The sequence below is a fragment of the Halomicrobium zhouii genome, from assembly GCF_900114435.1.
Lineage (GTDB): Archaea > Halobacteriota > Halobacteria > Halobacteriales > Haloarculaceae > Halomicrobium > Halomicrobium zhouii.
Map to the genome: position 1 here is coordinate 932,255 of NZ_FOZK01000001.1, position 22,359 is coordinate 954,613.

Below are 22,359 nucleotides of genomic sequence, written 5' to 3' on the forward strand. Positions count from 1 at the left end.
CAACTGATAACACTCTTATGCCTGTTATTCCTTCCGGAAGCGCCACGAGACGTTCTCTTCTCTCTGTCCTGGGTACCAGTTACATTCCGTCGATACCAACTACTGTCCGACATCGTCGCAGACGTCGCGGTGAAAATCTCCGAGATCGCCCACATGACGGAGGCCGACTTTCCCTACGCCGACGTGCACGACCACGTCCGGTGGTTCGTCGAGACGTTCGGCACCGAGGGCGTCGTCTGGGGGTCGGACTACCCGAACGTCAGTGACGTCACCGACTACGCCGCCTCGCACACCTGGCTCCGGCAGGTCGACTCGCTGTCGAAACGGGACCGCGAGTGGCTCACCGGCCCGTCCTTCCGCGAGCACGTCGGCCTCGACTGACCCGGTAGTCGACACGAAGTGGGCTCCGGCGAGTTCCGGAACGGCGTGTGAACCCTGGGGTCTCGTCTCACGCCCAAAGTTCACTGGCCTGGCAACGAGCGGGCGACCCGCGAGACGGAACCGACGATGTCGGACGGGCGAAACCGGACTCGGGTGATCTGTCGTAGAGGGTCGGTCGACTGGCCTCGCCTTTCGACGTCGACCGGTGCTCCGTGTCGCGGTGGGCCCGTCGGCCTCGTCTCTCCAGTCGTCCGACATGCAGACAGCCATCCCGCTTTTCGCTCCATTCACCGTCCAGGGGGACGGTGTGGGGTCGACCGTTCCCGCGTTCGACGGTTGCGTCGGCGCGTTCGGGTGGGCCTCTGTCGTGGAGTGTCCCTGCTTCCGGGCCGCTTCCCGGAGCTCGCGACCCACGTCCGTCCAGTGCCGAAACGTGCCATTTGGTAACATCTCCCTAACTCGTTCGTGCAGCTACATCTCCGGTGATGCCGGACGCGACTACGACTCTCCCGATGAACGTCGTCTATTCCCTCACAGAGTTTCTTTCACTTCGTTACCCGAATCTGACGAGCGACTGGACCTCCCATCGCGCGATTCGGCTCTCGTGGCGGGTCGTGGCCGAACAAAAATAACAAAATTAATATTGTTATAAAGTCTGTATCGAACGTCCGGCAACACCGGAAGATTCGCGGCCGATCGGTGATTCGAATCGTGATTCTGGTGGAAGGGGCGCCCTAAGACCGGACTCCGATCCGGACACACCGGAAGGATTATTCCCGAGCGCCGTGTACCCTCGTAGCATGACGACTACGGGTTCTCCGGTCCAGGCCGCGAAGACGACGTTCGAGATAATCGACACGCTCCGCGAGCTCGACGGGGCTGGCGTCTCGGAGCTCGCCGAGCGGCTCGGCATGCCGACCAGCACCATCCACGACCACCTGCGGACCCTGGAGAACGAGGAGTACCTCATCAACGACGACGGGACCTACCGGGTCGGCGCCCGGTTCCTGGAGCTGGGTGAACAGGCCCGTAACCGGATGAAGGTGTTCAAGGTCGCCCGCCCCGAGGTCGAGAGCCTCGCCGAGGAGACCGGCGAGCACGCCAACATGATGATCGAAGAACACGGCCTCGGCGTGTTCCTCTACAAGGTCCGCGGGTCCGAAGCCGTCCAGCTCGACACTCACGCGGGCAAGCGCGTCCCGCTCCAGACGACGGCGATGGGGAAGTCCATCCTCGCCCACCGGCCGCGAGAGGAGGTCGAGGCCATCCTGGACCGGCACGGCCTCCCCGACGTCACCGACAACACCATCACCGACAGGGAGGAGCTGTTCGACGTCCTCGACCAGGTCCGCGAACGCGGCTACGCCTTCGACGACGAGGAACGGGTCGACGGCATCCGCTGTGTCGCCGCGCCGATCACCGACGCCGACGACCGGGCCATCGCCGCCGTGAGCGTCTCCGGCCCGAAGAGCCGCATGCTCGGCGACTCCTTCACCGACGAGTTCCCGGACATGGTGCTCCGCAGCGCCAACGTCATCGAGGTAAATCTCACGTACTCGTAACTCGCGGGAGAACCGCCGCCCCGTTCTAGAGTTTGACGACGTCGCCGCTCTCGGCCGACTCGTGGATCGCCTCGATGACGCGCATGTCCTGCAGTCCGTGGCGTCCGTCCGCGTGGATCTCCCCGCCGGTGAGGACGCGGTCGGCGAAGTAGTCGAACTCCTCCTCCATCTCTCGCTCGGCGTCGAACGTGTCGTGGTCGACCGTGACCGTGACGTCGCCGCGGGACAGTTTGAGCGTCACCTCGCCGTGGAAGGCGGGCTGGAACTCGATCTGGCCCTCCGTCCCGGTGATCTTCAGTTCGGTGTCCTCCTGGGCGTGCTGGCTGTCCGTCGTCACCATCTTCACGTCGTCTTCCAGCACGAGGATGGCGGCCGAGCGCTCGTCCGGGACGTCCTGGAACGCATCGTGGTGGGAACTCATCTGGGACTGGACGGCGACGGGGTCCCGGTCCAGCAGGTAGCGCGCGGTGTTGATCGAGTAGATGCCGAGATCCATCACCGAGGTGCCGTAGCCCGACAGGTCGGGGTCGAGGCGCCACTGGTCGGGGTCGGGGATCATCTTCAACAGCGGCTGGCTGTTGTTGCCGTGGACGGACACCGGGTCGCCGAGGAACCCCTCGTCGATCAGTTCTTTCGCCCGCTGGACGGCGGGGTCGGTGTGCATCCGGTAGGCGACCATCAGGGGGACGTCTGCCTCCTCGCAGGCCTCGACCAGCCGTTCGGCGCGTTCGACGGTCGACTCCATGGGTTTCTCGCAGATGACCGCCTTGTCGAGGTCGGCGGCCGTCTCCACGTACTCCAGGTGGTAGGCGTTGGGCGTTCCGACGTAGACGGCGTCGAACTCGTCGCTCGCTTCGCCGTCGTGGAACTCGTCGTAGCTGATGCCGTTGGCCACGTCGTTCTCGTCGGCGAGCCGTTCGGCCTTCTCGGTCGAACTGCTGACGAAGGTGGTCACCTCGCCCAGGTCCGACGATTCGATGGCCGGGAGGGCGACGTCTATCGTCCACCAGCCCAGGCCGAGCAGGGCGTACCTGACCGTGCCGTCGGTCGTCGTCTGCCACGCGCGTTCCTCGTAACTGTCGATCCAGTCGAGCATTGGCTCACGATACTGCGAGCGGGGAGTAAAAGCCTCTGGTGTGGGTGGTCGTCCCACGAGGGGCGTCGTTCCGCGTCCACGCGGTGGACTGGCCGGGCCGCTGGCGCTCCTACCGCAGTTCGGAGACGTCGAAGACGGGCTTGCAGGTCCCGCCACCGACGAACGTCTCGAAGGCCTCGTCGGCGTCCAAAAGCGAGAAGCGGTCGTCGATGAACGTCTCGGCGTCGACGTCGCCGGTGTCGATCAGCCGGAGGGCGTTCTCGAAGTCCTGATACATCGACGCGTAGGAACACTGGAGGTCGATCTCGGCACGCACGAGCGGCGAGTACTCCATCGTGGTCTCGCCGGTCTGGCCGACGAGGACGATCTGGCCCCCTTTCCGGACCTCCTCGACGGCCGAGGGGAGCCCGGAGGGGTGGCCCGTGGTGTCGAAGACGACGTCGTAGCCGACGCCGTCGGTCAGGTCGTCGCGATAGGCCGCCATGTCGTCCGTGGCGACGTTGATCGTCTCGAAGCCGAGTTCCTCGGCCAGTGGGAGGCGGTAGTCTGCGTCCTGACCGACGCCCGAGACGACGACTTCGGCGCCCTGGGCCCGGGCGATCTGGGCGGTGAGCAGGCCGATCGGGCCGGGACCTTCGACGAGGGCGCGGTCGCCGGCGCGGACCCGTGAGTTCTCGATGACGGCGCGGGCGCCGATGCTCGTCGGCTCGACCATGGCGGCGTGTTGCTGCTCGACGCCGTCGGGGACGGCGTGGAGGGCGTCCTCGGGGACGACGAGATACGGCTCGTAGGCGCCGTCGTGGTCGACGCCGGTGATGACGGCGTTCTGGCAGACGTTGGATTCGCCGATCTCACACTGGTAGCAGTCGCCACAGCCACGGATCGGCCGTTCGACGACGCGGTCGCCGACGGCGAACTTCGTGACCCCCTCGCCGACCTCGACGACGCGCCCGGAGTACTCGTGGCCGATGACGGTCGGGAGGTTCATCCGCTCGAAGGCGGACTCGAACTCGTAGATTCCGGCGTCGCTCCCACAGAGCCCGGCGTAGTCGACCTCGACGAGCGCCTCGTCCGGCCCGGGTTTCGGTCGGTCCCGATCGACGAGTTCCATTCCACCACGGCTCCGGCTGGTTTTCGCAAGCCCTCGCATAGCGGAATTTCGAGTGTGGTTCGTAATAAAGTGTTGGGTCGATCCCCCGCCAGCCGTCCGCATCCGGAAACGTAATACGGCGAAGCTGTCATCGTGAAGCCATGGTAGCGTACGAACACACGCCGGTATCCGTCGAGGGCAAACGGGCCGTCGTCGTCGGCGGAACGAGCGGTATCGGGCAGGCCATCGCACTGGGATTCGCCTCGGAGGGCGCCGACGTCGTCGCCACCAGTCGGACCGAGGACGCGGTCGACGAGACCGCCGACGCCATCGAGGACCTGGGCGCGAACACCGCCCGCGTCACCTGTGACGTCACCGACCGCGAGTCGCTGGACGAGGTCCGGGAGACGGCCGTCGACGCCTTCGGCGGCATCGACGTCGTCGTCGCCTCCCAGGGCGCCATCTCGCGGGCCTCGGTGCTGGGCATCGAGGACGACGAGTGGGACTTCGTCACCGACGTGGCCCTGGACGGCGTCCGGAAGGTGACCCAGGCGATGGCCCCCGCGATGGACGAGGGTGGCTCCATCGTCAACATCTCCTCGATGGCCGCGCGACTCTCGATGGCGAACCTCCCCGCGTACTCCGCGGCGAAGGGCGGCGTCGAGGCCTTCACCCGCGCGTCGGCGAAGGAACTGGCCCCCGAAATCAGGGTCAACGCCATCGCGCCCGGCTTCATCATCACGCCGCAGAACGCCGACACCTACGCCGAGGGAACGGAGAAACGGGCGGCCATCGACGAGCGCGCACCCCTCGGCCGGGTGGCCGACCGCGAGGAGGTCGTCGGGGCGGCGGTCTACCTCGGGAGCGACGCCGCATCCTACGTGACGGGCGAAGTGCTCACCGTCGACGGCGGCTTCGGCGACAGCGCGTTCTGAGCCTCGAACGCCGCGGCCCGGCGGAGAGAGAACGGTTTTCAGAGGTCTGCGTCGACGTGATCGGCCGCTTTGAGCGACAGCGCGGCGATGGTGAGAGTGGGGTTCATCGCGCCGCCGGTCGTGAAGACGCTGCTGGAGGCGATGGAGAGGTTGTCCAGGTCGTGGGTCCGCAGACGTTCGTCGACGACGCTCGTCTCGGGGTCGGCCCCCATCCGCGTCGTGCCCATCGGGTGGCTGCCCGACAGCGGCTGTCGCGGGCTCGTCGACCAGGTGATGCGGGCGCCGGCCTCGTCCATGATCTCCCGCTGGACCTCGAGCGCTCGCTCGCCGGTCCGGACGCCGTGCTCGCCGATGGACCACGCGACGTCCGGGACGGGATTGCCGTGGTCGTCTGTCTGCGAGGTGTCCAGCGTGATGCGGCTCTCCGCGTCGGGGAGCTGTTCGACGAGGGCCTCCGTGCCGACGTGGTTTCCGTACTCCTCCGACACCGCCGAGACGACGTCGTCGCCCCAGGCCCCGTTCTCCAGGGCCGCTTCGACGGGCGAGGGGCCGGCGTAGTTGAGGAAGGCGACGAAGAAACTCCCCGGCGTCGGCTCCTCGTGGTCGTAGAACTGGTGGGTCGCCGCCGTCGAGAAGCCGACCTGGTGCTGGCGGGTCTCCTCGGGGACGACGCCCATCGTCATGTGCAGCAGGTGGTCCATGAAGTACCGGCCGACCGCGCCGGAGCTGTTGGCCAGGCCATCGGGGTACTGCGACGATTCCGAGAGCAACAGGAGCCGCGGCGTCTCGACGGCGCCCCCGGCGAGGACGAACTGGCGCGCTTCCTGGCGGTGTTCCTCGCCGTCGGGCGTCGCGTAGACGGCCGCCTCGACGCGCTCGCCAGAGTCGTCGTGTTCCAGGCGCTGGACGGGGACCCGATCCAGGATCCTGGCCCCCGCTTCCTCGGCCTTCCTGACGTGGACGTCGCCGCTGTACTTCGCCCCCGACGGACAGACGGGGTGGCAGGTGCCGTAGCCGACGCACTGGCTCCGGTCGTCGTAGGCCTCGCTGTTCCGGGCCTGCGGGATGGAGTGGGTAGTGATGTCCAGTTCCTCGCAGGCCGCCGACAGCGACGCGTCCGAGTGACTCGGCGGGAACGCGTCCATCGGAAACGCCTCCTCGCGCGGCGGCGCGAACGGGTTGTCCTCGCCCCCGGCGACGCCCATCTCGCGTTCGGCGGCGGTGTAGTACGGCCGGACGTCCTCGTAGGCGATGGGCCAGTCGTCGGCGAGGCCGTACCGCGAGTCCATCTCGAAGTCCTTCTCGTGGAACCGCGGGGTGTAGCCGATCCAGTGGAGCGTCGTCCCGCCGACGCCCTTCACCCGGACGTCGTTGAGCGGGTAGTTCAGGTCGCCGCTGGAGCGGAAGGCGTCGCGGTCCCCGCCCATCTCCCAGACGTCGGCCTGGTCGAACGCCGGGCGCTGGTGGCGCTCCATCCGGCGGATCCGCTCCTCGAACGAGAAGCGCGGGCCCGCCTCCAGGACCACGACGTCGTGGCCCCGGGCGGCCAGCGAGTGGGCGACGACGCCGCCTGCCGGCCCGGCGCCGACGACGCAGACGTCGACCCGGTCGGAGGGCTCGCGATTGGGGGCTTCTCGTTCGGTGGCGTCTCGCTCGGTGGACTCGCCGTCGGTCACGCTCATCGACGGGCCCCCTGATAGGACTCCAACCCGCCAGGGTGGCCCGGTGGATTTTCGGTACCGACGAGCTCCCCACCGGTCGGCGAACTGAACAGCGCGTACAGCAGTTCGTTGACGAGGTAGAAGCGGACCCGCTCCAGATCGGACCCTTCGGGGTCGGGCCCGACCCGGTCCAGGCCGAGGTCGGTGAGCAACTGGTCGCCCTCGGCGGGCGAGAGGTCGCGGAAGTTCGACTCGAACTCCTCGGTCGCGTAGTCGTCCAGCACGGCGACCGCATCAGCCATCCCGGTCCGGTGGTCGTCGTCGTTCTCGATCCGGCCGGTGACGTACGTCCGGACGAACTCTTCGGCGTCGGCTACCTCGGCGGGGTACAGTACCGGGGCGAGTGCAGTCGCCGTCTCGACGACGGCGTCGCTCCCCTCGTTCGATGCACCCTCGTCGTCGTTCGATTCCCCACCGGAGTCGCCGCCGGTGGTGGCGAGGTACGCACCGCCGCCGGCGACGCCCGCGGCAGCCAGCGCTGCCACTGCGTCTCGCCGTGTCAGCTCCATAGTCGGCCCGTTCGACGGAGGCACAGTAATAACTAGGCATTAGGGGCCCCTCCGGAGTCCAGTGCCCGCTCGGGAGGCCGTCAGTGCGTTCGGGCGGCACCAGAGCTATGTAACCGAGCGTCGCATGGTAGAACCGTCCAGTATGACCAGCCCACAGTATTCCGTCGGCGTCACCGACGTCGAGATCGACGACCAGTTCTGGTCGCCCTGGGTGACCCGGAACCGCGAGGTAACGATCGAGTACCAGTACGACCAGCTCGAGGAGTCCGGGAGCCTGGAGAACTTCCGCCGCGCCCGGGACGGGAAGGAGGGCGGTTTCCAGGGGATGTGGTTCCAGGACAGTGACGCGTACAAGTGGCTCGAAGCGGCGAGTTACGAACTCGCGAAGGCCGACGACCCCGACCTTCGCGAGCGAGTCGACGAGGTGATCGACCTCGTCGCCGGTGCCCAGGAAGCCTCGGGCTACGTCAACACGTACTTCCAGCTCGTCGAGCCGGAGCTGAAGTGGACGAACCTCAACATCATGCACGAGCTGTACTGCGCGGGCCACCTGATCGAGGCCGCCGTCGCCCACTACGATGCCACCGGCGAGGAGTCGCTGCTCGACGTGGCCGTCGACTTCGCGGACCACGTCGACGACGTCTTCGGCGACGAGATCGACGGCGTCCCCGGCCACGAGGGGATCGAACTCGCGCTGGTCAAACTGTATCACGTCACCGGCGAGGAGCGCTACCTCGACCTCGCGCGGTACTTCGTCGACCTCCGCGGCCACGACGACCGGCTCGAATGGGAACTCACCAACCCCGACGAGATCGGCGGACACTCGTGGGACGACGGCGCGCTCATCCCGACCGACGACGGCGGGAGCCTGTTCCTCGGCGACGAGGGGGAATACGTCGGCACGTACGCGCAGGCCCACGCACCGGTCCGCGAGCAGGACACCGTCGAAGGTCACTCCGTCAGGGCGATGTACCTCTACGCGGGCGTCACCGACCTCGTCGCCGAGACGGGCGACGAGGAACTGTTCGAGGCGATAGAGCGCCTCTGGGCGAACATGACCACGAAGCGTCTGTACGTCACCGGCGGCATCGGCCCCGAGCGCGAGCACGAGGGGTTCACCGGGGACTACGACCTCAGGAACGAGGACGCCTACGCGGAGACCTGCGCCGCCATCGGGAGCATCTTCTGGAACCAGCGACTGCTCGAACTGACGGGCGAGGCGAAGTACGCCGACCTGATCGAACGCACGCTGTACAACGGCTTCCTGGCCGGCGTCTCCATGGACGGCACGCGATTCTTCTACGAGAACCCGCTGGCGAGTTCGGGCGACCACCACCGGAAGGGCTGGTTCACCTGCGCCTGCTGTCCGCCCAACGCCGCGCGCCTGTTCGCCTCCCTGGGTCAGTACGTCTACTCGACGAACCGCGGCGCGCTGACCGTCCAACAGTACGTCGGGAGCACGGTCGAGACGACCGTCGACGGAACGGCCGTCGAACTTACCCAGTCGAGCGAACTCCCCTGGGTCGGCGAGGTGACGCTGACCGTCGAGTCCGAAGGCGCCGTCCCCGTCCGTCTCCGGGTCCCGTCGTGGGCGACGGACGTCGCCGTCTCGGTCGAGGGCGAGGAAATCGACCACGGCGGCGGGGACGGCTACGTCGAACTCGAAGGTGAGTGGGACGGCGACCGCATCCACGTCACTTTCGAGCAGACGGCCGAACTGGTTCGCGCTCACCCGGCCGTCGAGGCCGACGCCGGCCGCGTCGCCGTCGAACGCGGGCCGCTCGTCTACTGCGCCGAGGCCGTCGACAACGACCGGCCCCTCCACCAGTACGCGGTCCGGACGGACGGCGACGTCGACGCCGACCACCGGGAGGACCTGCTCGAGGGCGTGACCGTCCTGGAGACGGACGCGTCGGTGCCGAATCTGGACGGATGGGACGGATCGCTGTACCGCCCCGACGACGAGGTCGGGACGGAGTCGGCACGGCTGACGATGGTGCCGTACTACGCGTGGGACAACCGGGACCCCGGCGAGATGCAGGTCTGGCCGCGGGCGGAGTGACCGGCGGCTACTCGGTCTTTTTCGACCAGTTCACGGAACCGGAACGCGCGACAGAAGACGGAGAGCTGTCGTCGGAACGGACTCAGTCGTCGGCGACCGGCTGGGCGGTGCGCTGGCTCTCGGCGAGGATGTTCGTCCCGTCCTCGGGATGGAAGAGGTGGATATTCTCCTCGTCGAAGGCGATAAACACCTCCTTGTTCTCCTCTGGCTTGACGTCGCCGGGGACGCGGACGCGGCACTCGTCGTCGCCGACCTGGAAGTAGAGGTAGTTGTCGGAGCCGACGGGTTCGAGGACGTCGAGGTACGCGCTGACGTCGTTGGTACCGCTGCCGTCGGCGAGGTAGATGTCCTCTGGGCGGATGCCGAGGACGAGTTCGTCGCCCTCGCCGGCGTACTGGGTGACGTGGTCGACGGTCTCGGCGGAGAGTTCGTACTCGAAGTCCGGGCCGACGAGGCGTGACCCGTCGAACGTGACGTCGAAGGTGTTCATCGACGGGCTGCCGATGAAGTCCGCGACGAAGAGGTTGGCCGGGTGGTTGTAGATTTCGTCGGGCGTCCCGACCTGCTGGATCTCGCCCATGTCGAAGATGGCGACGCGGTCGGACATGGTCATCGCCTCCTCCTGGTCGTGAGTGACGTAGATGATCGTCGTCCCCAGGTCCTCGTGGATGCGCTGGATCTCTGTCCGCATGTGCATGCGGAGTTTTGCGTCGAGGTTGGAGAGGGGCTCGTCCATCAGGAACACTTCGGGGTCGCGAACGATGGCACGACCGGTGGCGACGCGCTGTTGCTGGCCGCCGGAGAGGCTGCCCGGCTTCTTGTCGAGCTGCTGTGAGATACCCATCATGTCGGCGGCCTCCTCGACGCGGTCGTTGATCTCCTCCTTGCCCAGGTCCGTCGTCAGCTTCAGCCCGTAGGCCATGTTCTTCCGCGCGGTCATGTGCGGGTACAGCGCGTAGTTCTGGAACACCATCGCCGTCCCGCGGTCCTGTGGGCTGACGTCGTTGACCACGCGGTCGCCGATGCTGATCGTCCCGTCGGTGATGCTCTCCAGCCCGGCGATCATCCGCAACAAAGTCGACTTCCCGGACCCCGAGGGGCCGACGATGGTCATGAACTCGCCGTCCCGGATGTCCAGGTCGATGTCGTCGACGGCGAGGATGTCGTTCCCGCCGTCGTCGTAGACCTTCGACACGTTCTCGATGGTAACCTCACTCATGCCTCAATGATTGCCCAGACAGGGTAAAAACGTTTTCGTGTTTGGGAACTGTTGGCCGGTATCACTGGTGTTAATTAGGGGACGTTTCTGGTCGGTCTGTATCCCCCTGCTGTTCTGGCCGATCACCACTCCAGTCACGGACGCGGGAGGTGGATCATCGTTGCACAACGCGGATCGTTAATATTTCTCCCATCTCAATGGTCCATGTTACAACAGCAGTAACCTTTATTATCATTAAGAACAACCCCGATAGTGATGCCAACAAATAGCAGTGGTAGTGGCAGTGGCAGCGATTCGAATCACCAAACGACGAAAGAGGGACGCAGCCGTCGTCGGTTCCTCCAGGCAGCGGGTGCGACCGGTATCGCCGGTCTCGCTGGCTGTTTCGGACTCGGCGGCGGCGGCGGCGGCGACGGCGGCGACGGCGGTTCTGGTGGCGACGGCGGTGACGGCGGCGCCAGCACCGGTGGGTCCGGCGGGGGCAGCATGGAGCTCTCGTACTGGACGTTGTTCGGCGGCGGTGACGGCGAGGTGATGAAGTCGATCATCGACAAGTTCAACGACGAACAACCGCTCGGTGACAACATCACCATCGACCGGCAGCGGACGCCGTGGGACGACCACTACGACCGTCTGTTCACGTCGATGACGGGCGGCGAGCCGCCGGACATGGCCATCTCGCACGCCACGTACCTGCGCCGGTTCCAGGACACGCTGACGACCCTGGGCGACTACACCTCGACGACGGACGACTACGTCCAGTCGATCCTCGACTCGTGTATGATCGACGGGAATCAGTACGCGGTCCCCATCGACTCTCACCCGCTCGGGCTGTACTACAACATGGACGTTCTGAACGAGGCCGGCGTCGAGCCGCCGTTCGAGAACTTCACGGAGTTCGAGGAGGCCTGCAACGCCATCCTCGAGAACACCGACGCCAAGCCGTTCAGTCCCGACCCGTACTGGGGCAACGGCGGCGGCTTCCGCCAGTACTTCATGGCGCTCAACCAGATGGGCGGGAGCATGTTCAACGACGACCTCACCGAAGCCACCTTCGGGGGCGACACCGGACTCGCGGCGCTCGAGTACATCGCCAGCATCCCCGACGAGCGCGGCTGGGACGAGCCCGACACCTCCGACAACCGCGTCGCCCAGAGCTTCCGGAACGGGAACGTCGCGATGACGGTCAACGGGACGTGGTACGTCAACGTCATGCGCGATCAGGAGTTCGAGTGGGGCTTTCAGAAACCTCACTGGGTCCCGGACGCCGAGCAACTGGTGACGACGGCCGACAGTCACACGATCGTCGTTCCCCAGCAGTCGAACGCCAGCGAAGAGCGCATCCAGGCCAGCGTCGAGGCCGCGGAGTGGATCGCCCAGGAGAACCCCGAATGGGGCTCCGAAGCGGGTCACCTGCCGGCGTACAGCCCGATCCTCAACGGCGACGAACTGCGTGAGGCCGACATCTGGGACAAGACGCTCTCGACGTTCATGGAGATGGCGGAGGACGACCAGCTCGCCTACTGGCCCCAGCTGCCGAACGCGGACATGTTCGCCCAGAGCAACTGGACGTGGTTCACTGACGCCTACTCGCAGAGCACGGAGCCGGAACAAGCGCTCCAGCAGGGCGTCGACACCTGGAACTCCCAGCTTCAGTGACCACACAGGTACACGCACACAATGTCTGTCACTGACCGATTCGACGGGATCAGAGGGGTGATCAGTTCCGACGATCGCTCGCGCAAGGAACTGATCGAGGGCATCCTCTTCTCGCTCCCCTATCTCGTCATCTTCGGCGTGTTCCTCCTGTACCCGCTCGTGATGGGCGGGTACATGAGCCTGTTCGACTGGAACGCCATCGATCCGACCCAGTCGGTGTTCATCGGACTCGAGAACTACCAGACGCTCATGAACGACCAGGGCTTCTGGAACGCCCTGAAGAACACCGGCTACTTCGCACTGCTCACCGTCCCCTCGATCGTCGTCGTCGCGCTGGGCCTCGCGCTCGGCGTCAACCGCGACATCAAGGGGAAGGGCCTGCTCCGGGCGATCTTCTTCAGCCCGTACATCCTGACCGTCTCCGTCGTGGCGGTGGTCTGGGTCGACATGTACTCGACGCAGTACGGGATGATCAACCACTACCTCGGGATGGTCATGGAGAACCCGCCCCGGTGGCTCCAGGAACGGCTCACGGCGATGCCCGCCCTGGCGATAACGACCGTCTGGTGGCTCGTCGGGTTCAGCTTTGTCATCCTGCTGTCTGCCCGTCAGAGCGTGCCGGACTACCTCTACGAGGCGGCCAAGCTCGACGGCGCGGGCGCCTGGCGCCAGTTCAGGGACGTCACCGTCCCCCAGATCAGACACGCCATCTTCTTCGTCGTCATCATCAACATCATCTGGGCAGCCCAGGTGTACGGCCAGCCGTACGTGATGACCTCGGGCGGTCCGGGCAGTACGACGGAGACGCTCGTCATGTACCTCTACGAGTCGGCGTTCAGCCAGCGGAACTTCGGCTACGCCGCCGCCATTGGGTACGTCCTGACGGGCATCCTCGTGCTGGTCTCCATCGCGAACTACTACCTCCTCGGAGGCGACAATGAGTGACTCATCAGCCACGGTAAACCGGTTCGAATCGTTCAGTGTCGGCGACGTCTCCCTGCGGAGCGTCGGCGTCCACGCCGTCATGTACGGCGCGGCCCTGCTGTTCGTGCTGCCGTACCTGTACATGATCTCGACGTCCTTGCAGACCCAGCAGCAGGCGGTCTCCGAGGGGATGAACTGGATCCCCGACCCGCTCACGGTCGCCTCGTTCACGGGCCTGTTGACCGGGTCACTGATCGCCCAGTGGGCGCTCAACACGCTCATCATCGCGTCGGTGACGACGCTGCTCGTCCTGCTCGTGGACTCGATGATCGCCTTCGCGCTCACGCGGCTCGACTGGCCCGGCCAGCGCTACGTTCTGGCGCTCATCATCGCGAGCTTCATGGTCCCGGGCTTCGTGAACATCATCCCGCTGTACATCCTCATCACGGACCTGGGGCTGCTCAACAACTACGCGGCGGTGATTCTCCCGTTCGTGGCCGGCCCGCTCGGCGTGTTCCTCCTGGCGCAGTTCTTCCGGGACCTGCCCTACGAAATCCAGGAGGCGGCCCAGCTCGACGGCTTCTCGAACCTGCGGATCTACACGCACATCGTCCTGCCGCTCTCGAAGTCGATCCTGACGGCGCTCGCGCTGTTCATCTTCGTCTGGAGCTGGAACCAGTTCCTCTGGCCCCTGATCGTGCTCCAGAGCGAGGCAGCGTACACGCTGCCCATCGGGATCGTCGTGCTGCGGGACAACTTCACCTACCAGCCGGCGGTGACGATGGCGTCGGCGCTGATCGCGTCCGGACCGCTGTTCATCCTGTTCCTGTTGCTGCAGGAACAGCTCATGTCCGCCGTCGAGATGCAAGGGGTAACCTAGTTAACGCCCCGTCCCATCCGTTCGCGTCATGAGGGACGCGGACTCGAAATCGGTCTATCGATCGTTTATCGCTGCGACCCGTTTTTTCTACGAGTACGGTCCGAGAATGGTACTGCTGAGCGTCGTCTGGTTCGTCTGCTCGCTCCCGCTGGTCACCGTCGGCCCGGCGACGCTCGGGGCCTACGCCGCGGTCGTCTCTGTCCGGGAGACGTACAAATTCGACCGCGAGCACGTCGCCAGCGTCCTGAAGCGCCACGGCGTCTCGGCGATGCTCCTCTCCGGTGTCCCGCTCGTTCTCGGGGTCGTCTCAGTCCTGTACGTCCTGGAGTACTTCGCGAGTCCGTCGACGTTCCTGCTCGCCCTCTCGGTCGGATCGGCCTACGCCGGCGCGTACGCGGCGCTCGTCCTCGTGCCGACGTTCGTCGGCCTCGCCACCGGCGGCGACCTCGAGTCGTCGGTCCGGGCCGGGTTCGGCTGGACGAGCGCGAACGCCGTCGGCGCCGTCACGCTCGCGATGGCGACGCTCGTGGCCTTCCTCGCGACCGGCCTGCTGACCATCGCGTTCCCGCTCGTGTTCGCGGGGTTCGCTGCGGCGTTCCACGTACACGTCCTGCTGGACCCGCCCGACCACGAGCAGGCCACCGAACAGGACGAGACGATCTACGCCGGCGCCGACGGCGCCCGGGGCACGGACTGACTGGCACCTTCCGGGCGCGAGCCCACTGGCACTGGCCGCCGGTCAGGCCGCACCAGAACACCCACCGCCGGACCGCCGTGACCGATTGTTTTATAATCTGCCTTGGATAGTATGTACCTGTATGACAGACGCGAACGTCACCGTCCACACAGAGGCGGCTATCGACCGCATCGAACCCGAACTGCACGGCCACTTCTCCGAGCACCTCGGGCGCTGTATCTACGACGGCATCTGGCACAGTGAGGACGCCGACGGTGACGGTTTCCGCGAAGACGTCATGACGCTGCTCTCGGACCTGGACATGCCCGTTCTCCGCTGGCCCGGCGGCTGTTTCGCCGACGACTATCAGTGGGAGGACGGCATCGGGCCCCGGGAGGACCGGCCGCGTCGACGCAACCTCTTCTGGTCCCAGGACCGCTCTGAAGTCCCTGAAGAGCCCAACACCTTCGGCACCGACGAGTTCCTGGAGTACTGCGAACGCGTCGGAACCAAGCCGTACCTGGCGACCAACGTCGGCTCGGGCGACCCGCAGGAGGCGACCGACTGGGTCGAGTACGCCTGCTACGACGGCGACACCGAACTCGCGAACCGCCGCCGGGAGAACGGGCGCGACGAGCCCTACGAGGTGCCCTACTGGGGCATCGGCAACGAGAACTGGGGCTGTGGCGGCCGGATGTCGCCCGAACAGTACGCTCGCGAGTACCGCCGGTTCGCCACCTACGTCGGCTCGATGGACAACCTCATGCTCGACGAGGAACTCGAACTCATCGCCTGCGGGTTCGAGGACCACGAGTGGAACCACCGCTTCATGGAAGAGGTCGGCAAGTCGAGCTGGGGCGTCGAGTACCCCCTCGACCACCTGACGCTGCACCACTACTACGGCCGGACGATGTCCGTCGCCGAGGCCGACGAGGACGACTACGACCAGTTCCTCGTCGAGGCCCTGGAGATGGACCACCACATCGAGCGCATCGCCTCCACCATCGACGCGTTCGCCTCGACGCGCGACGTCGGCGTCATCATCGACGAGTGGGGCGCCTGGCACACCGAGGCCGTCGCCGAGACCGGCCTCGAACAGCCCGGCACCGTCATCGACGCGCTGTCGGCTGCGGTCGTCCTCGACATCTTCAACGACCACGCCGACGTGATGACGATGTCCAACATCGCCCAGACCGTCAACGTCCTGCAGTGCCTGGTCGAGACGGAGGGTGACGAGGCCTGGGCGCGACCGACCTACCGCGTCTTCGACCTCTACGCCCCTCACAAGGGCAACGAGGCGGTCCAGACGTCCGTCGACGCACCCACGCGCGAGGTCGGCGACGAGGAACTGCCCCTCGTCGGCGCCTCCGCGTCCGTCGACGACGACGGTGGCGTCTACGTCACGGCGACGAACATGGACACTCGTGGGAGCCACACCGTCGAGATCGACCTCGTGGGCGACGCCGGCGCGGACGTCGACGCGAAGGTCCTCTTCGAGGGTCAGGAGCCCGACATGGTGGTCGACGCCGACAACGCCGACGAGTTCGCGGCCGACGACCTCGACGCCACCGTCGAGGACGGCGTCCTCACCGCCGAACTCGAACCGTCGACGGTCGCCGGCATCTCGGTCCGGTAAACCGGCCCGCGCTCGCCGGTATTTTTCGCGCAGTTCTGTCGTTCTTCTCGCGCCCGTTCGCCGTCCTTCTCGCGCCCGTCCTCGTCCACCCGTGAACCGGAGCGGCCAGCACGCCAGCGACTCGCGACTCGACGACACCCATCTTCAAGTGCCTCGTTACCGAGGTACGAACGACGCATGGACATCGACGTCAGCGACCGCGTCGCGCTCGTGACGGGCGCCGGACGCGGCAACGGGAAGGCGATAGCCGAAGAACTCGCGGCCAACGGCGCGACCGTCGTCGTCAACGACCTCGAAGACGGACCCGCCCAGTCGACCGCCGAATCGATCAGGGACGCCGGGGGTGAGGCCATCGCGCTGACTGCCGACGTCTCCGACAAGGAGGCCGTCGAGTCGATGGTGGCCGAGGCCGTCGACGAGGTGGGCACGATAGACGTTCTGGTGAACAACGCCGGCGTCGGCCAGTCGGGCCCGTTCCTCTCGCGGGACAGCGACGAACTGTTCGAACTCAACCTCGACACGCACCTCTGGGGCTCCATCCACTGCACCGAGGCGGTGGTCGACGGCATGGTCGAGCAGGGATACGGCAAGATCGTCAACATCACCTCCATCCACACGAAGAACGGCGTCGGCATGTCCCCGGAGTACGACGTCGGGAAGTTCAGCCTCCTCGGCCTGACGAAGAGCCTCGCGCTCGAACTCGGCCGCGAGGGCGTCCGGGTCAACGCCGTCGCCCCCGGCTGGGTCGACACGCGGATGACCGACGGCTTCTCCGAGAAGACGACCGAGCAGATCGTCGACCTGAACCCGCTGGACCGGTTCGCACAGCCCGAGGAGATCGCCGACGCCGTGATGTTCCTGGCTGCGCCCGCGAGCGACTACGTCAACGGCCACGAACTCCGCGTCGACGGCGGACAGGTGCCCATCGACAGCTGGAAACACGACAACCGGTAGCGACGAACCCGCCGCTCGCCGGGTTCGGGACCGCCTCGCTACGCCCGGTAGCGATGACGTTTTGAGGGATGCCCGAGAAGCTACGGGAGAGCATGCCACAGTTCGACGAGCAGCCGAGAGTAACGACTCGGCTCGACGGCGAGTGGACGTTCGTGACGGACCCGGAAGCCGACGGGGTGGAGCGCGGCCTCCACCGTCCAGAGGAGGAGTGGCCGGCCGAGGCCGAGACGGTGAATGTCCCCCACGCCTGGCAGGAGGACGAGACCTACCGCGAGTACACCGGGACGGCCTGGTACCGGACGACGGTGGAGTACGACGGCCACGGCGACGGCGACCGGGCCTTCCTCCGGTTCGGCGCCGTCGACTACGAGGCCACCGTCTACGTCGCGGGCGAGCAGGTCGGGACGAACCGCGACGGCTACCTCCCCTTCGAGGTGGAGGTCACCGACGCCGTCTCGGCGGGCGAGAACGCCGTCGTGGTCGAGGTGACCGACCCCGAGAACCTCGAGGAAATTCCCCACGGCAAGCAGGGGAAGCCGTGGTACACCCGCTCGAGTGGCATCTGGCAGTCCGTCACGCTCGAGTCCCGGCCCGAGACCTTCGTCGCCGACGTGAAGGCGACGCCGGATCTTGACGACGACAGTGTCGCCCTCGACGTCACCGTCGACGGCCCGACGGAGGGCGTCGAGGCGACGGTGACGATTCTGCGAGACGGCGACGCGGTCGCGACGGCGGACGTCGCCGTCGAGGGCGGCGAGGCCGAGTGCACCATCGCGCTCGACGACCCGGCCTACTGGACGCCCGAGGACCCGACCCTGTACGACGTCGCGGTCGAACTCCGGAGCGAGGACGACGGCGACGACGAGGTCCTCGACCGCTACGTGGATTACTTCGGGATGCGTAGCGTCAGCGTCGACAGCGACCGTCTCTACCTCAATGGCGAGCCCCTGTACGTCCGCGGCGCGCTCGACCAGGCCTACTACCCGGACACGCTGTATCGCCCGTTCGACGACGACCTCTTCGAGTACGAGATCCGGAAGGCGAAGGAACTCGGGTTCAACATGCTGCGCAAGCACATCAAGCCGGCCCACCCCGACTTCGTCGAGGCCGCGGACCGGCTGGGAATCCTCGTCTGGGAGGAACCGGCCAACCCCGACCTGTATACGGATCGTTCGAAAGAGGAAGTCAGGGACCAGATCCGGGGCCTGATCGACCGGGACTACAACAGCCCGAGCGTCGTGATCTGGAGTCTCTACAACGAGGAGTGGGGGATCGGCCTCGACCAGGTGGACTACTCGGACCACGATGGCCGGCTGTGGAACGACGAGGAGAAACAGGCCTACCTCACCGAGCTCTTCCACGAGACGAAGGAACTGGACCCGACCCGACCGATCTGCGACAACTCCGGCTGGGCCCACGTCGCCACCGACCTCAACGACTACCACGAGTACTTCGTCAGCCCGGACCGCCACGCGGCCTGGGCGGACGACCTCGACGACATCGTCGCGAACCCGGAGGACAACTACGCCGTCGAGAACACCCCTGCCGCGGACGCGCCGATCCTGATCTCCGAGTTCGGCACCTGGGGGTTCCCGGACCTGCCGACGCTTCGCGACCACTACGGCGGCGACCCGACGTGGTTCTCCCACGACTTCCTCGAGGACCCGCTCAAGCGCCCCGAGGGCGTCGACGACCGCTACGAGGCCACCGACCTCCCCGACGTCTTCGAGGGGTACGACGACCTCGCCGAGGTGTGGCAGGAGCGCGAGTCGGCGTCGCTCAAGGGCGTCATCGAGGAGATGCGCACCCACGAGGGGATTGCCGGCTACGTCCTCACGGAGTTCTCCGACATCGAGTGGGAGTTCAACGGCGTCCTCGACTACCTCCGCGAGCCCAAGTCCTTCGCCGACGACTTCGCGACCGTGAACAGTGAGGTCTTGGTTGTCGTCGAGCCCGAGCGCCACGTCGTCGCGCCGGGCGAGGACGTCGCCGTCGACGTCCACGTCGTCAACGACACGACCGACGCGCTGGACGGCGTCCTCAGCTGGACGGGCGCGGGCGGGGAGGGCGGCCGGTCGGTCGCCATCGACGGCTTCGGCACGACGACGTACGAGAACGTCCTGACCGTCGCCCCGTCGCCCGACACCGAGACGGGCCCCCACCAGGTCGAGGTGACCCTGGACACGGGGGACCGCGTGGTCACGAACGCGGAACCGGTCGCCGTCGTCGCCCCGGAGTACGCGGGCGGGAAGACGGTGTACGCGACCGGGCCGGTCGCGGACTCGCTCGACGCCAACGGCGTGACCGTCACCGACGACCTGGTCGACGCCGACGTCGCCGTCGTCACCGACCTGGACGACGACGTCTCGGCGTTCGTCGAACGCGGCAACAGCGCACTCGTCGTCCCGGAACCCGACGGCCGGATGGTCCCGAACGACCGCTTCGAGTACCGGAACGTGCCTGCCGGCGAGAGCTGGAACCTCGTCGCCTCGCTGCTCTACCAGGACAGCGACCTCGTCGCGGACCTCTGCCCGGACGCCCGGGTCGGGTGGGCGTTCGAGGATCTCTTCCCCCACGACCTGGTCGTCGACCTCGACGCCGCGGCCGACGAGGTCCACGTCGGCTCCGTCGAGGGCTGGATCGCAAACTGGGGGAGTCCGCTCGTCACCCGCGAACACGGCGACGGCACGCTGTGTTGCTGTACCTTCCGCGTGACCGACGCCTACGGCGAGCACCCGACGGCGACGACGCTGGTCGACCGGCTCCTCCGGACGCTGTAGGCGGCGAAAACACTCGGTTTTCCACCTCCATTCCGCACCGCGCCGCCGCCCTTACTTCCTGAGAATGTCCGGGAGCGTCAGGTCGGCGTCCAGCCCCACCGCCTCGGCCGTCAGCGTCGGGAACTCGCCGGTGGTCGAGACCACCTCGACGCCGTCGGCCGTCGCGAGGACGGTATCCTCGCTCTTCGCGCCCTCGACGGTCGGGTTCCAGGCGTAGGCCATCGGGAGTTCGACCGGCGCCTCGTGGCCCGGCGTCGCCGTCCACTCCCGCGAGGCGTAGCCCAGCGCGCCGCCCTGGTGGTGGTTCTCCCACTCGCCGGGGTAGCCGAGTTCGTCGTACGCGGCCTGGATGAACTCGAAGACGTCACCGGCGGTCCCGCCCTCGGTTCCCACCTGCCGGGTGGCCGCGGCGGCCGTCGCTGCCACGCGGCTGACGTCGGCGTACCGGTCGGCGAGCCACTCGGGCGCGTCGTCGAAGGCGACGGTGCGGGTGACAGCGGCGTTGCACCCGTGGCGCACGCCGACCACAGTCAGGACGGCGTAGCTCCCCACCGCGACGTCCGTCGGGGTGAAGTGTCGATATCGCTGGAGGCGGTCCGCGCCGCCGACGAGGACGACGGGCGAGTCGATGCCCCGGCGCTGGAGCTGGTAGTGGAGTCGAGCCGCCAGTTCGCGCTCGGTGTCGGTCGGCGAGACGCCCCGGGTCACCTCCTCGACGGCTTCGGCCGTCTCGCGGCCGAGGTCACGGTAGCGCTCGACGTCGCCGTCGGTCAGGGGCTGGGTGACGGCCGACCGGTCGATTCGCTCGAAGCCGTCCCAGGCGACGTCGGCCGCCGCGGGCGTCGCCGCGACGTCTGCGACCGCTTCTTCGACGCCGCGCTCGTGCCAGGGGTGCTCGACGAGGCGGACGTCGTCACCGACCTCCTCGTCGAGGAGCCGCTGGCCCTCGATAGAGGAGGTGACGACGGTCACTTCCTCGCCGTCGTAGCCCGCTGCGGCGACGCCGGCGGCACCCTCGCGGGCGACGAGGTTGTCGCCGCCAGTGAGCCAAGCGAACGTCGGCGGCGCGGCGAACCACACCGATCCGAAGTCGTTCGTCGCGAGATACGCGTCTAGCCGGTCCAGTTTGGCCTGTTCGGTCATGTGTTCGTATCACTCTATCCATCTGTCCACCGCCTCTTAAAACCGGTCGCGTTCGGCCGGCGACGGGAGCGAAAGCCCGTCTCGCGGCGACCGCCCGCTCGCTCAGACGTCGATGGCGTCGTCGATGCGCGCCCACTGGTCCTCGGAGAGCGACACGTCGACTGCGCCGAAGTTCTCGTCCAGCTGGTCGACGGTGCGAGCGCCGACGATGGGGACGCAGGTGAACCGCTCGTGGTCCATCAGCCAGCGCAGGGACACCTGGGCCGGCGACGCGTCGACCTCGTCGGCGACCGCGCGGACCTCCTCGAGGATGTTCCACGCAGCCTCGGCGACGTAGTCGGATTCGAATTTCTCGTCGATCTCGGCGCGCGAGCCGTCGGGCGCCTGGATCTCGCCGTCGACGCGCTCGTACTTGCCCGTAAGGAAGCCACCGTGGAGCGGCGAGTACGGGCAGACAGCCAGGTCCTGGTCCTCGCAGACGTCGAGGTACTCCGCGATCGGTTCCTTGTGCATGGGAGGCTGGTCCAGGTCGTCGACGATGGGGTCCCGGTACACCGCCGAGTACTCGGGCTGGGTGACGGTGAACGCCTCGTAGTTGTTGACGTCCGCTTTCCACAGGCCCTTGGTGAGCTTCCACGCGTCACACGTCGAGATACCGATGTAGTGGACTTTGCCTTCCGAAACGAGGTCGTCGAGCGTGCGGAGCGTGCGCTCGATGGGCGTCCCGTCGTCGAAGCGGTGCAGGTAGAGGACGTCCAGGTAGTCCGTCCCGAGCCGATCGAGGGATCCCTCGACCTCGGCGCGGACGTTCTTGCGCGAGAGGTTCTCCTGGAAGCGCGAGACCTGCGACCAGTAACACTTCGAGGCGATCACGAAGTCCTCGCGGTCGCGGTCGGCCAGCCACTCGCCGATCCACTGCTCGCTGCGGCCCTCGCCGTAGCCGTTCGCGGTGTCGATGAAGTTCCCGCCGCGCTCCTCGACCGCGTCGAGCAGCTCGTGGGCCGCCTCGCGGTCCGTCTCCATCACGCCGCTGTCCTCGTGTTCCAGGCCGAACCGCCAGGTGCCGAAACAGATCGGTGAGACTTCCAGTCCGGTCGTGCCGAGTCTGACGTACTCCATGTGTTGTTAATCA

Annotated in this window: 17 protein-coding genes and 1 pseudogene; 11 read left to right on the forward strand and 7 right to left on the reverse strand. The window is 66.9% G+C overall.

All coding sequences use genetic code 11. The features are described from left to right. Positions 1 to 81: 81 nt before the first annotated feature. A pseudogene (locus BM337_RS04340) lies at positions 82 to 381 on the forward strand (amidohydrolase family protein); the annotation flags it as partial. 800 nt (positions 382 to 1,181) lie between these two features. After that, a complete protein-coding gene (locus BM337_RS04345; RefSeq protein ID WP_089814253.1) occupies positions 1,182 to 1,943 on the forward strand; it encodes an IclR family transcriptional regulator in 762 nt (253 codons plus the stop codon). A gap of 25 nt (positions 1,944 to 1,968) precedes the next feature. Here BM337_RS04345 and gfo6 read toward each other — a convergent pair whose 3' ends face one another. Then, on the reverse strand, positions 1,969 to 3,039 hold the full coding sequence (gene gfo6, locus BM337_RS04350; RefSeq protein ID WP_089814255.1) for a D-xylose 1-dehydrogenase Gfo6: 1,071 nt from the start codon (positions 3,037 to 3,039) through the stop codon (positions 1,969 to 1,971). 109 nt (positions 3,040 to 3,148) lie between these two features. Next, a complete protein-coding gene (locus BM337_RS04355; RefSeq protein ID WP_089814257.1) occupies positions 3,149 to 4,189 on the reverse strand; it encodes a zinc-dependent alcohol dehydrogenase in 1,041 nt (346 codons plus the stop codon). Positions 4,190 to 4,290: 101 nt separating this feature from the next. On the opposite strand from BM337_RS04355, the gene BM337_RS04360 reads away from it, so the two are divergent. Next, positions 4,291 to 5,064: an SDR family NAD(P)-dependent oxidoreductase gene (locus BM337_RS04360; protein WP_089814259.1), complete on the forward strand. Its 774-nt coding sequence runs from the start codon at positions 4,291 to 4,293 to the stop codon at positions 5,062 to 5,064. Positions 5,065 to 5,102: 38 nt separating this feature from the next. On the opposite strand, the gene BM337_RS04365 is transcribed toward BM337_RS04360, so the two are convergent. Together BM337_RS04365 and BM337_RS04370 are read right to left on the reverse strand one after the other, a co-directional pair. Then, positions 5,103 to 6,746 carry a GMC family oxidoreductase gene (locus tag BM337_RS04365; RefSeq protein ID WP_089814261.1) on the reverse strand — a complete coding sequence of 548 codons (1,644 nt, stop codon included), beginning with the start codon at positions 6,744 to 6,746 and terminating at the stop codon, positions 5,103 to 5,105. Beyond that, on the reverse strand, positions 6,743 to 7,294 hold the full coding sequence (locus BM337_RS04370) for a gluconate 2-dehydrogenase subunit 3 family protein (RefSeq protein ID WP_089814263.1): 552 nt from the start codon (positions 7,292 to 7,294) through the stop codon (positions 6,743 to 6,745). Before BM337_RS04370 ends, BM337_RS04365 begins: the two co-directional genes overlap by 4 nt. A 142-nt stretch (positions 7,295 to 7,436) precedes the next feature. On the opposite strand from BM337_RS04370, the gene BM337_RS04375 reads away from it, so the two are divergent. After that, complete coding sequence (locus BM337_RS04375; protein ID WP_089814266.1) at positions 7,437 to 9,356, forward strand: glycoside hydrolase family 127 protein; 1,920 nt, start codon at positions 7,437 to 7,439, stop codon at positions 9,354 to 9,356. Positions 9,357 to 9,438: 82 nt separating this feature from the next. Here the strand turns inward: BM337_RS04375 and BM337_RS04380 are convergent, their stop codons facing one another. Beyond that, entirely contained in the window at positions 9,439 to 10,575 is a 1,137-nt protein-coding gene (locus BM337_RS04380) for an ABC transporter ATP-binding protein (RefSeq protein ID WP_089814268.1), read from the reverse strand. 255 nt (positions 10,576 to 10,830) lie between these two features. Between BM337_RS04380 and BM337_RS04390 the strand changes: the two genes are divergently transcribed. From BM337_RS04390 to BM337_RS04420, 7 genes are all read left to right on the forward strand, one after another. Then, positions 10,831 to 12,234, forward strand: a complete 1,404-nt coding sequence (locus tag BM337_RS04390) for an extracellular solute-binding protein (protein WP_177227151.1) — start codon at positions 10,831 to 10,833, stop codon at positions 12,232 to 12,234. A gap of 21 nt (positions 12,235 to 12,255) precedes the next feature. Continuing rightward, entirely contained in the window at positions 12,256 to 13,179 is a 924-nt protein-coding gene (locus BM337_RS04395; RefSeq protein ID WP_089814274.1) for a carbohydrate ABC transporter permease, read from the forward strand. Continuing rightward, positions 13,172 to 14,038, forward strand: a complete 867-nt coding sequence (locus BM337_RS04400) for a carbohydrate ABC transporter permease (RefSeq protein ID WP_089814276.1) — start codon at positions 13,172 to 13,174, stop codon at positions 14,036 to 14,038. Before BM337_RS04395 ends, BM337_RS04400 begins: the two co-directional genes overlap by 8 nt. A gap of 106 nt (positions 14,039 to 14,144) precedes the next feature. Beyond that, positions 14,145 to 14,735: a hypothetical protein gene (locus BM337_RS04405; RefSeq protein ID WP_143117636.1), complete on the forward strand. Its 591-nt coding sequence runs from the start codon at positions 14,145 to 14,147 to the stop codon at positions 14,733 to 14,735. Positions 14,736 to 14,856: 121 nt separating this feature from the next. Then, on the forward strand, positions 14,857 to 16,350 hold the full coding sequence (locus BM337_RS04410) for an alpha-N-arabinofuranosidase (protein WP_089814280.1): 1,494 nt from the start codon (positions 14,857 to 14,859) through the stop codon (positions 16,348 to 16,350). Between the two features lie 177 nt (positions 16,351 to 16,527). Then, a complete protein-coding gene (locus BM337_RS04415; protein ID WP_089814282.1) occupies positions 16,528 to 17,304 on the forward strand; it encodes an SDR family NAD(P)-dependent oxidoreductase in 777 nt (258 codons plus the stop codon). A 92-nt stretch (positions 17,305 to 17,396) separates the two neighbouring features. Beyond that, entirely contained in the window at positions 17,397 to 20,084 is a 2,688-nt protein-coding gene (locus tag BM337_RS04420; protein ID WP_089815569.1) for a sugar-binding domain-containing protein, read from the forward strand. A 51-nt stretch (positions 20,085 to 20,135) separates the two neighbouring features. Here the strand turns inward: BM337_RS04420 and BM337_RS04425 are convergent, their stop codons facing one another. Beyond that, positions 20,136 to 21,227, reverse strand: a complete 1,092-nt coding sequence (locus tag BM337_RS04425) for a M24 family metallopeptidase (protein ID WP_089814284.1) — start codon at positions 21,225 to 21,227, stop codon at positions 20,136 to 20,138. A gap of 102 nt (positions 21,228 to 21,329) precedes the next feature. Next, positions 21,330 to 22,346 (reverse strand): aldo/keto reductase, encoded by a 1,017-nt coding sequence (locus BM337_RS04430; RefSeq protein WP_089814286.1) that lies wholly within the window; start codon positions 22,344 to 22,346, stop codon positions 21,330 to 21,332. Positions 22,347 to 22,359 lie beyond the last annotated feature (13 nt).

What these genes read in the sequence shown, in the direction of transcription:
- BM337_RS04390 (WP_177227151.1), top strand. Translation starts at nt 10,831, where the DNA reads ATGCCAACAAATAGCAGTGGTAGTGGCAGTGGCAGCGATTCGAATCAC.
- BM337_RS04430 (WP_089814286.1), bottom strand. Translation starts at nt 22,346, where the DNA reads ATGGAGTACGTCAGACTCGGCACGACCGGACTGGAAGTCTCACCGATC.
- BM337_RS04405 (WP_143117636.1), top strand. Translation starts at nt 14,145, where the DNA reads ATGGTACTGCTGAGCGTCGTCTGGTTCGTCTGCTCGCTCCCGCTGGTC.
- BM337_RS04400 (WP_089814276.1), top strand. Translation starts at nt 13,172, where the DNA reads ATGAGTGACTCATCAGCCACGGTAAACCGGTTCGAATCGTTCAGTGTC.
- BM337_RS04365 (WP_089814261.1), bottom strand. Translation starts at nt 6,746, where the DNA reads ATGAGCGTGACCGACGGCGAGTCCACCGAGCGAGACGCCACCGAACGA.
- BM337_RS04360 (WP_089814259.1), top strand. Translation starts at nt 4,291, where the DNA reads ATGGTAGCGTACGAACACACGCCGGTATCCGTCGAGGGCAAACGGGCC.
- gfo6 (WP_089814255.1), bottom strand. Translation starts at nt 3,039, where the DNA reads ATGCTCGACTGGATCGACAGTTACGAGGAACGCGCGTGGCAGACGACG.
- BM337_RS04375 (WP_089814266.1), top strand. Translation starts at nt 7,437, where the DNA reads ATGACCAGCCCACAGTATTCCGTCGGCGTCACCGACGTCGAGATCGAC.
- BM337_RS04410 (WP_089814280.1), top strand. Translation starts at nt 14,857, where the DNA reads ATGACAGACGCGAACGTCACCGTCCACACAGAGGCGGCTATCGACCGC.
- BM337_RS04425 (WP_089814284.1), bottom strand. Translation starts at nt 21,227, where the DNA reads ATGACCGAACAGGCCAAACTGGACCGGCTAGACGCGTATCTCGCGACG.
- BM337_RS04420 (WP_089815569.1), top strand. Translation starts at nt 17,397, where the DNA reads ATGCCACAGTTCGACGAGCAGCCGAGAGTAACGACTCGGCTCGACGGC.
- BM337_RS04415 (WP_089814282.1), top strand. Translation starts at nt 16,528, where the DNA reads ATGGACATCGACGTCAGCGACCGCGTCGCGCTCGTGACGGGCGCCGGA.
- BM337_RS04370 (WP_089814263.1), bottom strand. Translation starts at nt 7,294, where the DNA reads ATGGAGCTGACACGGCGAGACGCAGTGGCAGCGCTGGCTGCCGCGGGC.
- BM337_RS04380 (WP_089814268.1), bottom strand. Translation starts at nt 10,575, where the DNA reads ATGAGTGAGGTTACCATCGAGAACGTGTCGAAGGTCTACGACGACGGC.
- BM337_RS04345 (WP_089814253.1), top strand. Translation starts at nt 1,182, where the DNA reads ATGACGACTACGGGTTCTCCGGTCCAGGCCGCGAAGACGACGTTCGAG.
- BM337_RS04355 (WP_089814257.1), bottom strand. Translation starts at nt 4,189, where the DNA reads ATGCGAGGGCTTGCGAAAACCAGCCGGAGCCGTGGTGGAATGGAACTC.
- BM337_RS04395 (WP_089814274.1), top strand. Translation starts at nt 12,256, where the DNA reads ATGTCTGTCACTGACCGATTCGACGGGATCAGAGGGGTGATCAGTTCC.